Source organism: Streptomyces sp. NPDC111507 (genome assembly GCF_055638955.1).
Genome location: NZ_JBVKBU010000013.1, coordinates 183,566 through 198,125, shown reverse-complemented (window position 1 = coordinate 198,125; position 14,560 = coordinate 183,566). Strand labels below are relative to the sequence as shown.

Below are 14,560 nucleotides of genomic sequence, written 5' to 3'. Positions count from 1 at the left end.
CTCCGAGCTCTCCAGGCGCTTCGAGTGCCCCGACGATCCACACGCAATCCGCACACCCGAATCTGGGAAGATCAACTACCGCTGGCGGTACGTCAGTTGAACGCTGCACGGCCGAAAGGCGCCCTTGCGCCCGTCGGCCGTGCGGCCGAATACTCCCCCACAGCGCTTGTCAGGAGCACGGCTTGTCCGGAATCCGGTCGGGCGGCTCCGGGCTGCGCCTCACGGGCCCCGACCCCACGCGGGCCCCCTACTTCCCTCGGGAGGAACGACAAGTGAGGATCAAGCGCACCACCCCCCGCAGCGGTATAGCGAGACGGACCCGGCTGATCGCCGTGACCACCGGACTCCTGGCCGCCGCAGCGTTCTCCGTCCCCACCGCGAACGCATCCGACGTCCATACGTTCAGCGCCACCCAGCTGAGCACGGTGAACAAGTCGGTACTCAAGTCCGACGTCGCGGGAACCGCCTGGGCGGTCGACGCCAAGACGAACCGCGTCGTCGTCACCGTCGACAGCACGGTCTCCAAGGCCGAGATCGCGAAGATCAAGAAGGACGCGGGCGGCAACGCCGCGGCCCTCACGATCAAGCACACCCCGGGCAAGTTCAAGAAGCTGATCACCGGCGGCGACGCCATCTACGGCGGTGCCTACCGCTGCTCGCTCGGCTTCAACGTGCACAGCGGGAGCACCTACTACTTCCTGACCGCCGGGCACTGCGGTCAGGTCGCCTCCACCTGGTACTCCAACTCGGGTCACACCACCACGCTGGGCACGAACGTCAGCTACAGCTTCCCGACGAACGACTTCGCGCTGGTGCGCTACACCAACACCTCGATCGCGCACCCGAGCGCGGTCGGCAGCCAGACCATCAGCAGCGCCGCCACGCCCAGCGTGGGCACGACCGTCTACCGTCGCGGCTCGACCACCGGCACGCACAGCGGCCGGGTCACCGCGCTGAACGCCACGGTCAACTACGGCAGCGGCGACGTGGTCTACCAGATGATCCAGACCACGGTCTGCGCCGAGGGCGGCGACAGCGGCGGTCCGCTCTACGGGGGTTCCGTCGCCTACGGTCTGACCTCCGGCGGCAGCGGTGACTGCACCTCCGGCGGTACGACCTTCTTCCAGCCGGTCACCGAGGCGCTGAGCTACTACGGCGTGAGCGTCGGCTGACCGACGGTACCCCGTAACACCCGCACGACCGGACCTGCGGCCAGCAGCAGGCGAGCCCCCGTACGCAACTGTCGTGCGGGGGCTCGCCCTTGCTCGGGTGACGGAGTTACCGTCGAAGTACACGCCGGGTACGCGCCTGATGCGGTACTTGCCCGATGCGCCCACTTCGGATCCTGGGGGGCCGTGATGGTCGAGGAACTGGTGGCGGCGGGAGTCTCCGTCGCATCCGTGGGGATCGTCTACGCGATGGCCGGGGCCCGTGTCGTCAAACAGTACGAACGCGGTGTGGTGTTGCGCCTGGGCCGATTGCGCTCGGACGTGCGCGGGCCCGGGTTCACCATGGTGGTGCCCTTCGTCGACAAGCTGCGTAAGGTCAACATGCAGATCGTGACGATGCCCGTCCCCGCGCAGGAGGGCATCACGCGGGACAACGTCACGGTGCGGGTCGACGCGGTCGTCTACTTCAAGGTGGTCGACGCGGCCGACGCGGTCATCCAGGTCGAGGACTACCAGTTCGCGGTCTCGCAGATGGCGCAGACCTCACTGCGCTCGATCATCGGCAAGAGCGACCTGGACGATCTGCTCTCCAACCGGGAGAAGCTCAACCAGGGTCTGGAGCTGATGATCGACAGTCCTGCCATGGGCTGGGGTGTGCAGATCGACCGGGTGGAGATCAAGGACGTGTCGCTGCCGGAGACGATGAAACGGTCGATGGCCCGGCAGGCCGAGGCCGACCGTGAACGGCGCGCGCGGGTCATCAACGCGGACGCCGAACTCCAGGCGTCGAAGAAGCTGGCGGAGGCCGCCGGGGTGATGTCCGAACAGCCCGCGGCGCTCCAACTGCGGCTGCTGCAGACCGTGGTGGCGGTCGCCGCCGAGAAGAACTCCACCCTGGTGCTCCCCTTCCCGGTGGAACTGCTGCGGTTCCTGGAACGGGCGCAGCAGCCGGCCGCCCCGGCACCCGAGCAGGCGGGGTCGTCGACCGCGCAGCCGGTGCGGGAATCGGTGGAGCAGCCGGTGCGGGAATCGGTGGAGCAATCGGTGCAGGAGCAACCGTCTTCCCTCGCGCCCCCGTTGGGATCGGACCCTGAAGGATCGAAAACAAGACAGGAGTAGACCTCACGGACTGCACATGGGTCACTCGCACGCGGTGTTTGCACTGCGAACGCACAGGGTGCGATCACGCAGGGTCAAGGCGCCGGGGGCGTACACCCGTTGCTGTGCGCGCGTCCTGAAGTCGACCTTGTGAGCCACCTGTGGGTCTCGGAATAGTGGGCGCCCGTACGCCTTTCGATTCCGTACGCCTTCCGGCCCCGGAGGTCCCCACGACCTCCCGGGCCGCCCCCCACAGGAGGACGCGAAGTGAAGCACCGACGTATATCCGGGCGGCGCGCAGCCGTGGCAGGCGCGAGTGTCGCCGCCCTGGTCGCCGCGGGAGTCACCTTCCAGACTGCGAACGCGAGCGAGACGCACAAGAGCGCGGCGCCCCGGCCGCTCTCGATCACGGCGGCCGGAAAGCTCGCCTCGTCGCTCGGCAAGGACCTGGGTCCCGACGCGGCGGGAACGTATTACGACGCGAAGGCCGGGCACCTGGTCGTCAACGTGCTCGACCGGGCCGCGGCGAGTGTCGTCGAGGCGGCCGGCGCCCAGGCCAGAATCGTCGAGAACTCCCTCGCCGAGCTGACGAGCGCCCGTACCACCCTCAAGAAGGACGCGACCATCCCCGGCACGTCCTGGGCGACCGACCCGGGGACCAACAAGGTCGTCGTCACCGCCGACCGCACGGTCGGGGGCGCGACCCTCGCCCGGCTGACCAAGGTCGTCGACGGTCTCGGCGCCAAGGCCGAACTCCAGCGCACGAAGGGGGAGTTCAAGCCCTTCATCGCGGGCGGCGACGCGATCACCGGCTCCGGCGGGCGCTGCTCGCTCGGCTTCAACGTGGTCAAGGGCGGCCAGCCGTACTTCATCACCGCCGGACACTGCACCCGGGCGATCTCCACCTGGTCGGACTCCAGCGGCAAGGAGATCGGCACGAACGAGCAGTCCAGCTTCCCCGGCAACGACTTCGGTCTGGTCAAGTACACCTCGACGGTCGACCACCCGAGCGAGGTCGATCTCTACAACGGCTCCGCGCAGCCCATCACCCAGGCGGGTGCGGCGACCGTGGGGCAGTCGGTGACGCGCAGCGGTTCGACGACCCAGGTGCACAGCGGCACGGTCACCGGCCTGGACGCCACCGTGAACTACGGCAACGGCGACATCGTCGACGGACTCATCCAGACCGATGTCTGCGCCGAGCCCGGTGACAGCGGCGGCTCGCTCTTCTCGGGCTCCACGGCCATCGGCCTCACCTCGGGCGGCAGCGGCGACTGCACCTCGGGCGGCGAGACCTTCTTCCAGCCGGTCACCGAGGCGCTGTCGGCCTTCGGCGCCCAGATCGGCTGACGCGCTCCCGTCCTGCCTGGTCAGGGCCGGGTGGACCGGTGTTTGCGCAGGTGGGACGGGCTCGAACGGATGTCGCACACGTGTTCGGAAATTGGTCTATGGTGGGGGTGAGGTCATTGGGAACGAATGTTCGAGAGCCGGGTGAGAGGGCCCTCGAACACGAACGGATACGGACGGGTACGGGAGGTGCGTGTGCCGGGGTTCACGCATCTGCACACCGTCTCCGGGTTCTCCCTGCGCTACGGCGCCTCGCACCCGGAGCGGCTGGCTGAGCGTGCCTCGGAGCGGGGCATGGACGCCCTCGCGCTCACCGACCGGGACAGCCTCGCGGGCACGGTCCGGTTCGCCAAGGCCTGTGCGAAGGCGGGTGTCCGTCCGCTGTTCGGGGCGGAGCTCGCGGTCGAGGCTCCCGCCCGGGAGACGAGGGCTTCCGCCCGAACGGCGGGGTCCTTCGCCCGGGCGGCCGGGGCCTTTGCGCCGACGGGCTCGGCTTCCGCCCGAGCGGCCGGGGAGCCCGTACGAGGGGAGCGGCGGCGCGCCCCGGTCCGTGGCGGTGCCTTCATCGATGAGTCGACTCCCCGGGTGACCTTCCTCGCCCGGGACGGCGCGGCCGGCTGGGCCGACCTCTGCAGAATCGTCACGGCGGCGCATGCGGGCGGCAGTCCCGACAGCGGCCCGGGGCGGCAGCCCCTGCTGCTCCGGCCGGACAACCACGCCGAAGGACTGACCGTACTGCTCGGCCCCGCCTCCGACGTCGGCCGCGCACTCGCCGCGGGGCGCCCCGACCGCGCCGCGAAGCTGCTCGCGCCCTGGCGGGAGATCTACGGCGACGCCCTGCGCCTCGAAGCCGTCTGGCACGGCCGCGAGGGCACCGGACCCGGGTCCCTGCGGCTCGCCGCCCGCACCGTCGGCTTCGCCGCCGAACAGCGGGTGCGCCCGGTGCTCAGCAACGCGGTCCGGTACGCCGACCCGGGCCTCGGTCCGGTCGCCGACGTCCTGGACGCCGCCCGCCGCCTCGTCCCCGTCGACCCCCGGCGCGAGCTGGACTCCGGCGAGGCCTGGCTCAAGGGCGAGGCCGCCATGCTGGGCGCCGCCGAGCGGATCGTCGAGGCCGCGGGCTACCGCCGTGACACCGCGTACCGTCTGCTCGAACAGACCCAGGCCACCGCCGCCGAGTGCCTCGTCGATCCCGAGGACGACCTCGGCATCGGCACCGTCCACTTCCCCGAACCGCATCTCGTCGGCGCGGGCCGGCGCACCGCCCAGCGCGTCCTGGCCTCCCGGGCGGCGGCGGGCATGGTGCTGCGCGGCTACGACCGCAGGCGGGACTACTGGGAACGTATGCACCGCGAGCTGGACATCATCGCCCACCACGACTTCGCCTCCTACTTCCTGACGGTCGCCCAGGTCGTGGACGACGTACGGGAGATGGGCATCCGGGTCGCCGCGCGCGGCTCCGGCGCGGGCTCCCTCGTCAACCATCTCCTCGGCATCGCGCACGCCGACCCGGTCGAGCACGGGCTGCTGATGGAGCGCTTCCTGTCCAAGCGCCGCTCGGTGCTGCCCGACATCGACATCGACGTGGAGTCCGCGCGCCGGCTGGAGGTCTACCGCGCGATCATCGGCCGGTTCGGCACCGAGCGGGTCGCGACCGTCTCGATGCCCGAGACCTACCGGGTCCGGCACGCCGTCCGCGATGTGGGCGCCGCCCTCTCCATGGACCCGGCCGACATCGACCGGATCGCCAAGTCCTTCCCGCACATCCGCGCCCGCGACGCCCGCGCGGCGATGGACGAGCTGCCCGAACTGCGGGAGCTGGCGCGGGAGTTTCAGCAGAAAGGGGAGAAGTACGGACGGCTGTGGGAGCTGGTCGAGTCTCTCGACGCCCTCCCGCGCGGCATCGCCATGCACCCGTGCGGGGTGCTCCTCTCCGACGCCTCCCTGCTCGCCCGTACGCCGGTCGTGCCGACCAGCGGTGAGGGCTTCCCCATGTCGCAGTTCGACAAGGAGGACGTCGAGGACCTCGGGCTGCTCAAGCTCGATGTGCTGGGCGTGCGGATGCAGTCCGCGATGGCGCATGCGGTGGCCGAGGTGCAGCGGGCCACGGGGGACCGGCCGGACATCGACGCGGTGGAGCCGGGCGACCCGGCGACCTATCGGCTCATCCAGTCCGCCGAGACGCTGGGCTGCTTCCAGATCGAGTCGCCCGGACAGCGCGACCTGGTCGGGCGGCTGCAGCCCGCGACCTTCCACGACCTCGTCGTCGACATCTCGCTCTTCCGGCCGGGACCGGTCGCCGCCGACATGGTGCGGCCGTTCATCGAGGCGCGGCACGGGCGGGCGCCGATCCGCTATCCGCACCCGGACCTGGAGGGACCGCTGAAGGAGACATACGGCGTCGTGGTCTTCCATGAGCAGATCATCGACATCGTCGACATCATGACCGGCTGCGGACGCGACGAGGCGGACCGGGTGCGGCGCGGGCTCTCCGACCCCGAGTCGCAGGGGCGGATCCGGTTCTGGTTCGCACAGAACGCGGCGGCCAAGGGGTACGACGCCGAGACCATCGCGCGGACCTGGGAGATCGTGGAGGCCTTCGGGTCGTACGGCTTCTGCAAGGCGCACGCGGTCGCCTTCGCCGTACCGACGTACCAGTCGGCGTGGCTGAAGGCCCATCACCCGGCCGCCTTCTACGCCGGGTTGCTCACGCACGACCCCGGGATGTATCCGAAGCGGCTGCTGCTGGCGGACGCGCGGCGGCGGGGAGTGCCGATCCTGTCGTTGGACGTGAACCGGTCGGCGGTCGCCCACCGTATCGAACTGGTGTCTGAATCTGCCGGCTCTGCCGGCCGCTGGGGTGTCCGCCTCGCCCTCTGCGACGTGCACGGCATCAGCGAGGCCGAGGCGGCGCGGATCGCGGACGGACAGCCGTACGCCTCCCTGCTCGACTTCTGGGAGCGGGCCCGGCCGAGCAGGCCGCTCGCACAGCGGCTCGCGCAGGTCGGCGCGCTGGACGCGTTCGGTGCCAACCGGCGTGACCTGCAACTGCACCTGACCGAACTGCACCGGGGATCCCGGGGTGCGGGCGGCGGCCAACTCCCGCTTTCCGGCGGACGGCAGACCGCCTCCGCCGGGCTGCCCGACCTCTCCTCGGCGGAGCGGCTCAGTGCCGAACTGGGCGTGTTGTCGATGGACGCCTCGCGCAATCTGATGGACGACCACCGGGAGTTCCTGGGGGAGCTGGGCGTGGTGACGGCACGTCGGCTGCGGGAGGCGCGGCACGGAGAGACGGTCCTGGTCGCGGGCGCCAAGGCGGCCACCCAGACCCCGCCGATCCGCTCCGGCAAACGCGTCATCTTCACCACCCTGGACGACGGCACCGGCCTGGTCGACCTCGCCTTCTTCGACGACTCGCACGATGCCTGCGCCCACACCGTCTTCCACTCCTGGCTGCTGCTGGTGCGCGGAGTGGTGCAGCGCCGGGGCCCGCGCAGCCTCAGCGTGGTGGGCGCGGCGGCCTGGAACCTCGCCGAACTGGTCGAGCTGCGCACCGAGGGCGGCCTCGACGTGGTGGCGGCGCGGCTGGCGGAGCCCGCAGCGGAGCCCCTGCCGGAGGGGGAGGGCGCGCAGGAGGGCCGGAAGATCCGGATGCCCACGGGGTACGAGATGCACCCCTGGGCCGATCTGCGTCCGGCGGGCGAAGGGCCCGCGGGAGGAAAGAAGTTGTGGCACCAGAGTCCGGGGAGTGCGGGATGACCATCCTCTGCGTACGTTTCCAGCTGCCTCCGATGTACGAGGCCGCCCTGCCGGGGCTCCTCGGGCTGTTGGAGGAGTTCACCCCCGTCATCGAGGCGCTGCCGCCCGATCGCGTGCTGGTCGATCTACGGGGCGCCGAACGGTACTTCGGGCGGACCGCCGTGGAGTTCGCCTCGCTGATCCGGGTGCGGGCACTCGCCCGGTACGGGATCGACTGCGCGATCGGCGCCGGACCTGGGCCGATGCTCGCGCGGATGGCACTGCGGGAGGCCGTGCCCGGAGTGACCCGGGTGGTGCCCGGAGAGCCGGACGCCGTCGCGGAGTTCCTCGCCGAGCGGCCCGTCGGCGCGCTGCCCGGGGTCGGCGGCGCCACCGCCCGCACCCTGTGCGAGTACGGCCTCGACACCATCGGCAAGGTCGCCGCCGCGCCCCTGTCCACGCTCCAGCGCCTGACCAGTGCCCGGACCGGCCGCGAACTGCACGAGAAGGCGTCCGGCATCGACCGCGGCCGGGTCGTCCCGAACGCCACCTCGCGCTCCCTCGCCACCGAACGCCCCTTCTCCCGCGACGAGCTGGACCCGTCCCTGCACCGCCGCGCGCTGCTCTCCGGCGCCGAGGAACTGGGCACCCGGCTGCGCGCCCTGGAGAAGGTCTGCCGCACCCTGACCCTCACCGTCCGCTACGCCGACCGCTCCTCGACCACCCGCAGCCGCACTCTCAAGGAGCCGACCGCCCACTCCTCGGCGCTCAGCGCCACCGCGTACGCCCTGTACGAGGCGCTCGGCCTCCAGCGCGCCCGGGTCCGCGCGATCGGCCTGCGCGCCGAGGGCCTCACCCCCGCCGAACAGGCCTCCCACCAGCTGACCTTCGACCCCGTGGACGAGAAGGTCCGCCGCATCGAGGAGGTCGCGGACCGCGCGCGAGCGAAGTTCGGCCCGCGTGCGGTGATGCCGGGGACGCTGGCGGCGTAGATCCGCTACGGGGATCAGTTCGCCCACGGGGGAGTGAGGACCGAGCCGTCGGCCAGTTCCGCCTGGAGGCCGATGGACGTGGTGACCCAGGCGGTGGCGGCCTCCTGGGTCGGGTTCTCGATGCCCAGGGGCACGCCGGGGTTGATGATCACCGTGTCGCCCGCGGTGATCCGCTCGGTGCGGCCATCGAGGGTGATCAGCAGTTCGCCGGTGAGGAGGTGGAAGATCTCCTCGCGGTTGACGGTGTGCACGGGGGCCTTGTGCCCCGCGGGTATCTCGCCGCGCCAGGCGCACAGCTCCTTGCTCCCGCTGAGGGGAGTGGCGTACGAGACGAAACGGGCGCCGTGGATCTCGTGGACGACGGCTTCGGACAGGCGGATGACGGGCATGGGTGCCTCCAGGCCAGATGGTCAAGCTGCTTGACTAAATAGCTGACCTCATGGTCAAGCCGCTTGACCAATTCGTCAAGGGTGTTTCAATGCGTGCGTGCACAACTCCGAGGCCATAGCCCTGTCCGCCGCCCTGCTCGCCGCCGCAGGCGAGCTGACGCAACGTATTCACGAGGGCGTCGTCGCCCGGGGGTTCGAGGGGGTGCGGCCCGCGCACGGTTTCGCGTTCGCACGGCTCGCCCCTGGCGGCGCGACGGTCACCGACCTCGCCGCGCATCTGGGGGTCACCAAGCAGGCCGCGAGCCAGCTTGTCGACGAGTTGGTGCGCAAGGGGTACGTGGAGCGGCGGCCGCATCCCGCCGACGCGCGCGCTCGGCTGATCGTGCTGACCGAGCTCGGCCGGGCCTGTACGCGCGCGGCGGAGGAGGCGGCCGCTGACGCGGTGCGGGCCTGGGGTGAGCTGCTCGGTGAGAGTGAAATGCGCGCGTTGCGCGACCGTTTGCTGCGCATCGCACCCTATGGTCCCATCAGGCCCACCTGGTGATGGTTGGTCAAGTGTGAGGTGGCGACCGAGACCGCCGCCGTTTCTCGCCGGAAGTTTTTTACTGACGCGTAACTTCACACTTGGGCTACTCGCCCGTAACTTGACGAGTGAACAGCATCCTCGTGATCCGGATCACAGGGCGTACGTCGTCGCAACTCCCTTGAGCCGCAAGGAGATCACCCGATGCTGCCCTGGAAGCGCCTGCTCAGACCCCTCACCGCACTGCTGTTGACCGCGGTGGTCGCCGTGGTCCCCGCCGCCACCGCCCACGCCGCCGCGCCGAGCAGCGGCTGGAACGACTACTCCTGCAAGCCCTCAGCCACCCATCCCCACCCCGTCGTCCTCGTCCACGGCACCTTCGCCAACTCGACCGACAACTGGCTGGCCTTCGCGCCCTACCTGGTGGACCGCGGGTACTGCGTTTTCTCCCTCGACTACGGGCAACTGCCCGGCGTCCCCCTCTTCAACGCCCTCGGCCCCATCGACAAATCGGCCGAACAGCTTCAGGTGTTCGTCGACAAGGTGCTCGCCGCGACCGGCGCGGCCAAGGCGGACCTCGTCGGCCACTCGCAGGGCGGCCTGATGCCCCGCTACTACCTCAAGTTCCTCGGCGGAGCCGCCAAGGTGAACACCTTCGTCGGCATCGCGCCCGACAACCACGGCACCACCCTCGACGGCCTCACCAACCTGCTGCCGTACTTCCCGGGCGCCGAGGACCTGCTGTCGGCGGCCACACCCGCGCTCGCCGACCAGATCGTCGGCTCCGCCTTCCTGGCCAAGCTCAACGCCGGCGGCGACACCGTCCCGGGCGTGCACTACACGGTGATCGCCACCAAGTACGACGAGGTGGTCACGCCGTACCGCTCACAGTTCCTCACCGGATCCGACGTCCACAACGTGCTGCTGCAGGACCTGTGCCCGGTCGACCTCTCCGAGCACGCCGCGATCGGCCTCCTCGACCGGATCGCCTTCCACGAGGCGGCCAACGCCCTCGACCCGGCACACGCCACCCCCACGAACTGCGCCTCCGTCTTCAGCTGACCGCCCCGGCCGGGGCCTGTCCGACCTGAGCCGCCGGACAGGCCCCGGAGTGCACCGGGAACTAGCGGCCGCGCCGGCCGTCGCTCGTCGCGCGGCGGCGGACCGAGGAGAACAGCGCCGCCGCGCCCAGCGCCAGCGCGCTCGCCCCGCCGATCGCGAGATATGAGCTGGAGGAGTCACCGCCGGTCTCGGCGAGGTGCCGCTCCGAGACACCCGCGGCCTCGGGCCGGTCGGCGGAGCCGCCGGGAGCGGCGTAGGAGGTGTTCGTGCCGGCCGCCGGAGTGGCCGTGCCGTCGTGGTGGTCGTGCCGCACCGTCGACTTGTCGGCACCGTCGGCTATCTGCTGCTCGGAGGGCGCGGAGGCGGTGGGTGCCGGGGTGGTCGGCGCGGGGGTGGTACCGCTTCCGGTACTGCCCGTGCCCGTACTGGTGCTGCCAGTACCGTCGCCACCGGCACCGGTGTTGCCGGAACCCCCGCCACCGAAGGTGACGTCCGAGCAGGAGTAGAACGCCTCCGGACTGTCCGAACGCTGCCAGATCGCGTAGAGGAGCTGTCTGCCCGAGCGCTGCGGCAGGGTGCCGGAGAAGGTGTAGTAGCCGTTCGTCGCGGTCGGGTCGGTCTTCGTGGCGACCGGGTGAGCCAGGTCCAGGTCGGCCCAAGCCAACGGCTTGGACGGGTCGTAGCCCGCCTTGGTGAGGTAGACGTCGAAGGTGCCCTTGTGCGGGGCCGTCACCCGGTACCTGAAGGTGTACGCGCCGCCGCTCACGCTCGTCGCCGGCCAGTCGGTGCGGGCCAGGTCCAGGCCCTTGAACTCGTCGTTGCCCGCGCTGCACAGCTTCCCGTCGGGGATGAGCCGCTGGTGTCCGCCGTTCGCGTCGCCGATCCGGATGCCGTTCCAGTCGTACAGGGCCTGGGTGCCGCCGGCCGTGACGGCCGCCTTGCAGGCGCCGGACTTCGGGCTCTCGGGATTCTCCGCGTAGCACTGGAAGACCCGGCTGACCGGGTCGCCCATCGTGCCGTGCGCGACGGCGGGCCCCGCGGCGAGCGCGGTCAGGGCGACCGGGGCGACACCGACACCGACGGCGACTGCGACGGCCTTGCGGCGAGCGGGCATGGGGGAACTCCTTGAAGCGGACCTTCGGGCGTACGGCGGACCCCGTGGGGGTGATCAGCAAGCTAGCCCGAAGAAACCGCGAAATCGCCTGTCGGAGGCGGGTGAGAGAGATCCTTATGGTCGGCTTAAGGGAGTGCTGAGCCTGCGCTCAGGTAGGTACCGTTCCGGCCATGACAGATGCCCCGGACGAACCGGAGATCCGCCCGGCCGTCGCCGCCGACGTGGCCGCCGTGAAGGCGGTGACCGACGCCGCGTACCACCACTACATCGAGCGCATCGGAGTGGTGCCGGGGCCCATGGAGGCGGATCACGCGGCGAACGTGGCCGCGGGGCGGGTGTTCGTCACGGGAGAGCCCTTGACGGGCCTCGTGGTGATCGAGGCGTACGAGGACCATCTCTTCCTCGACAGCATCGCCGTCCACCCCGACGCCCATGGCGAGGGCGTGGGGCGACGGCTGCTGGCGTTCGTGGACGCACACGCGCGTGCGCTCGGGCTGTCCGAGGTCAGGCTCTACACGAACGCGATGATGTGGGAGAACCAGAAGATCTACCCGAAGTACGGGTACGAGGTCGTGGAACGCCGCGTGGACGGCCGGTACGACCGGATCCACTACCGAAAGCGGCTCGACTGACGGATTCCGCGCCGGGGCGTGTCTCGGTGCCGGGGCGCGCGGCCTGGGCCGCTCACTCGTCCGGCCACCACGTGCGGTGGATGTCCTTGCGGACCTCCGGACGCTCGGCCGGGCGCTCGTCGGCCTTGTCCCGCACTCGGCGGGACTCCGACTTTCTCAGGGGCTTCTGCACGGTCACACGGCGCATGGCTGCCTCCTTGTGCCTACCGGGATCCGCGGTTGTACGGAGGTAGACCCTTTCCGGGAGAGTTGCTCATCAGTCGGGATCTGTCTGTGGCGGCTGTCACGATTCGACTGTCAGTGGCGGGTGTCACCCTGGGGCACATGACGGGTTACAACGAAATGAATCCAGGTCAGAGCCGTGTCACATCTTGTCCGAGCGAGGTGAGGCCGGAGCTCGGCGGCACGGGCGGGGGCGCGGCGGCGGTGGCCGACGCGGACCGGGTGGACTGGGACGCCGAGGCCGACACCTTCGACGACCAGCCGGACCACGGGCTGCGCGATGCCGTCGTGCGGGAGGCCTGGGCGGAGCGGTTGCGCGCCTGGCTGCCCGAGACCCCGTCCGACGTGCTCGACCTCGGCTGCGGCACCGGCAGCCTGGCGCTCCTCACGGCCGAGCGGGGCCACCGTGTCACCGGGATCGACCGCGCGCCGCGCATGATCGAGCTGGCCCGCGCCAAGCTCGCCGGACGTGACGCGGTGTTCCTCCTCGGTGACGTGACGGCACCGCCCGTCGGAGAGCAGCGGTTCGACGTCGTGCTCGTGCGGCACGTCCTGTGGGCGCTGCCCGACCCCGGGCGCGTCCTGCGGCACTGGCGCGGGCTGCTGCGCCCCGGAGGACGGCTCGTCCTGGTCGAGGGAGTGTGGGGAACGCTGAGCCCCGTCGGCATTCCCGCGGACCGGCTGGCCGCCCTGCTGGAACCCCTGGCCTCGGACCTGCGGGTGGAGCGGCTGTCCGACGACGCGCGGCTGTGGGGGCGCGAGGTGGCGGACGAGCGGTACGCGGTGGTGGCCCACGTCTGACCACCGGATACGCGGCGGTCGCCGAGCGGGCATCCGCCGGGTACCGGCCCTAGCCGAGCAGCGCCTCGAAGTCGCCCTCGCGGGCCAGGAGTTCGAGTGTGTCGAGGGCGTTCCGCGCGGCGGTCGCGGCCCGCGGATCGGTGGTCGCGAGGCCGCTCGCCGTGAACTCGTCCTCGTCCAGGCGCAGCACGTCCGTGCCGTCCGCGGAGCGCCACAGGTCCAGGTCGAGGTCCTCGACGACCAGTTCGCCGCCGGAGAGGGTGGCCGGGCGGGTGATGTCGCAGTACCAGCCCTTCCGCACGCCCTGGGCGTCCCGGACCTCCTTGACCGCGTACCAGCGGTCCCGCCAGTAGTACTCGGTGAAGACATCACCCGGCTCGAACCGTACGAAGCCGAAGTCACGGACGCCTTCGCCCGCCCACGGCGCGCGCACGGTGACGCGGGTGCCGTCGTCGGCGAGCAGTTCGGCGGGGTAACGGATCTTCGTGCGACCGGACTTGACGAGGACGACCTCCACAGTGCGAGGTGCGTCAGGAGAGTTCGCGGACATACCGCACCTCCGTCCCGCAGATCTCGTAGTCGAACCACTTGTTGATCGCGATCATCGGTTCGTTGCCGGCGTCGTTGCCCGTGAACGCCTCCGTGCACCCGGCGGCGCGGGCACGGTGCAGCGAGTCGTTCTTGGCGAGCTTGGCGAGGCCGCGACCGCGGAACGCGGCGGCGGTGCCCGTCATCACCGTGCCGTAGCGGGTGCCGCCGTCCGTGCGGGCCGCGCTGAACGCCGCCGGGCGGCCGTCGACGAGCGCGACCGTGGTCAGCTCGGCGCTGAACAGGGGGTGGTGCCAGGTCTCCCGGAGCCAGGCCTGGTAGTCCGTGAACTCGTGGGGGATGTCGCCGGGTTCGTCCGCCATCGTCTCCGCGTCCAGGGCGAACAGGGGGCGCGGGTCGTCGGCGAAGTCCGAGCCCTTGCGCAGTTCGACGCCCGGCGGCGGGCCCTGGAGCGGCGGCAGGGTGCCGCCCGCCAGGTCGAGGCGGAGGAAGTGGGCGGAGCGGCTCGCGCGGTAGCCGTGCTTCTCGGCGAATGCGCGGTTGCCCGGCTCGTCCAGGACCCAGGCGAAGAGCTTGGTCGCGCCCAGGGCCGCCAGGTGCTCCTCGGCGGTGCGCACCAGGAGCGAACCCGCGCCACGGCGCGCGCGGCCTGGGTCGACGTACACGTTGAGATAGCCCTGATTCGGCTCCGCGCTGTCGTGCGCGATGCCGACCTGGGCCGTGCCGATCGGTTCGCCGTCCTGCTCCGCGAGCAGCGGGCGGTAGTGGGCGTCGGGGTGCGCGTGCGTGACGTCGTACGCGATGGATTCGGGGGTGTACAGCACGAAGGGGAGGGCGCGGTTGCGGATGTGGGCGAAGCCCTCGGTGTGCCGCCGGTCGTCCGGGCGGACATCGCTGATGATCACAGTCATGGAGTCGAACGCT

The 14,560-nt window shown here is 71.0% G+C and carries 14 protein-coding genes; 9 read left to right on the top strand and 5 right to left on the bottom strand.

Going from position 1 to position 14,560, the window contains the following annotated elements; all coding sequences use genetic code 11:
* The first annotated feature begins 272 nt into the window (after positions 1–272).
* From ACZ7M2_RS38060 to ACZ7M2_RS38040, 5 genes are all read left to right on the top strand, one after another.
* Entirely contained in the window at positions 273–1,172 is a 900-nt protein-coding gene (locus tag ACZ7M2_RS38060; protein ID WP_471599206.1) for a S1 family peptidase, read from the top strand.
* 186 nt (positions 1,173–1,358) lie between these two features.
* Positions 1,359–2,288 carry a slipin family protein gene (locus tag ACZ7M2_RS38055; RefSeq protein ID WP_471599205.1) on the top strand — a complete coding sequence of 310 codons (930 nt, stop codon included), beginning with the start codon at positions 1,359–1,361 and terminating at the stop codon, positions 2,286–2,288.
* A 246-nt stretch (positions 2,289–2,534) separates the two neighbouring features.
* Positions 2,535–3,617 (top strand): S1 family peptidase, encoded by a 1,083-nt coding sequence (locus ACZ7M2_RS38050; protein ID WP_471599156.1) that lies wholly within the window; start codon positions 2,535–2,537, stop codon positions 3,615–3,617.
* 192 nt (positions 3,618–3,809) lie between these two features.
* On the top strand, positions 3,810–7,373 hold the full coding sequence (locus ACZ7M2_RS38045; RefSeq protein WP_471599155.1) for a DNA polymerase III subunit alpha: 3,564 nt from the start codon (positions 3,810–3,812) through the stop codon (positions 7,371–7,373).
* Positions 7,370–8,344, top strand: coding sequence for a DNA polymerase Y family protein (locus tag ACZ7M2_RS38040; RefSeq protein WP_471599154.1), 975 nt, complete (start codon positions 7,370–7,372; stop codon positions 8,342–8,344). Before ACZ7M2_RS38045 ends, ACZ7M2_RS38040 begins: the two co-directional genes overlap by 4 nt.
* Positions 8,345–8,358: 14 nt before the next feature.
* Here the strand turns inward: ACZ7M2_RS38040 and ACZ7M2_RS38035 are convergent, their stop codons facing one another.
* Positions 8,359–8,733: a cupin domain-containing protein gene (locus ACZ7M2_RS38035; protein WP_471599153.1), complete on the bottom strand. Its 375-nt coding sequence runs from the start codon at positions 8,731–8,733 to the stop codon at positions 8,359–8,361.
* Between the two features lie 97 nt (positions 8,734–8,830).
* Here ACZ7M2_RS38035 and ACZ7M2_RS38030 point away from each other — a divergent pair, with 97 nt between their 5' ends.
* Together ACZ7M2_RS38030 and ACZ7M2_RS38025 are read left to right on the top strand one after the other, a co-directional pair.
* Positions 8,831–9,277 (top strand): MarR family winged helix-turn-helix transcriptional regulator, encoded by a 447-nt coding sequence (locus ACZ7M2_RS38030; protein ID WP_471599152.1) that lies wholly within the window; start codon positions 8,831–8,833, stop codon positions 9,275–9,277.
* 183 nt (positions 9,278–9,460) lie between these two features.
* Entirely contained in the window at positions 9,461–10,318 is an 858-nt protein-coding gene (locus ACZ7M2_RS38025) for an esterase/lipase family protein (protein ID WP_471599151.1), read from the top strand.
* Between the two features lie 61 nt (positions 10,319–10,379).
* Here the strand turns inward: ACZ7M2_RS38025 and ACZ7M2_RS38020 are convergent, their stop codons facing one another.
* A complete protein-coding gene (locus ACZ7M2_RS38020) occupies positions 10,380–11,432 on the bottom strand; it encodes a lytic polysaccharide monooxygenase auxiliary activity family 9 protein (RefSeq protein ID WP_471599150.1) in 1,053 nt (350 codons plus the stop codon).
* Positions 11,433–11,602: 170 nt separating this feature from the next.
* On the opposite strand from ACZ7M2_RS38020, the gene ACZ7M2_RS38015 reads away from it, so the two are divergent.
* The gene (locus ACZ7M2_RS38015; RefSeq protein ID WP_471599149.1) at positions 11,603–12,064 is read left to right on the top strand and encodes a GNAT family N-acetyltransferase; all 462 of its coding nucleotides are present in this window, start codon (positions 11,603–11,605) and stop codon (positions 12,062–12,064) included.
* 52 nt (positions 12,065–12,116) lie between these two features.
* On the opposite strand, the gene ACZ7M2_RS38010 is transcribed toward ACZ7M2_RS38015, so the two are convergent.
* On the bottom strand, positions 12,117–12,251 hold the full coding sequence (locus ACZ7M2_RS38010) for a hypothetical protein (RefSeq protein WP_096240005.1): 135 nt from the start codon (positions 12,249–12,251) through the stop codon (positions 12,117–12,119).
* A gap of 197 nt (positions 12,252–12,448) precedes the next feature.
* On the opposite strand from ACZ7M2_RS38010, the gene ACZ7M2_RS38005 reads away from it, so the two are divergent.
* Positions 12,449–13,087: a class I SAM-dependent methyltransferase gene (locus tag ACZ7M2_RS38005; protein WP_471599148.1), complete on the top strand. Its 639-nt coding sequence runs from the start codon at positions 12,449–12,451 to the stop codon at positions 13,085–13,087.
* A gap of 49 nt (positions 13,088–13,136) precedes the next feature.
* On the opposite strand, the gene ACZ7M2_RS38000 is transcribed toward ACZ7M2_RS38005, so the two are convergent.
* Positions 13,137–13,637: a ribonuclease FAU-1 family protein gene (locus ACZ7M2_RS38000; RefSeq protein WP_471599147.1), complete on the bottom strand. Its 501-nt coding sequence runs from the start codon at positions 13,635–13,637 to the stop codon at positions 13,137–13,139.
* Positions 13,618–14,547 carry a GNAT family N-acetyltransferase gene (locus tag ACZ7M2_RS37995; protein ID WP_471599146.1) on the bottom strand — a complete coding sequence of 310 codons (930 nt, stop codon included), beginning with the start codon at positions 14,545–14,547 and terminating at the stop codon, positions 13,618–13,620. The genes ACZ7M2_RS38000 and ACZ7M2_RS37995 overlap by 20 nt, the downstream gene beginning before the upstream one ends.
* Positions 14,548–14,560: the final 13 nt, after the last annotated feature.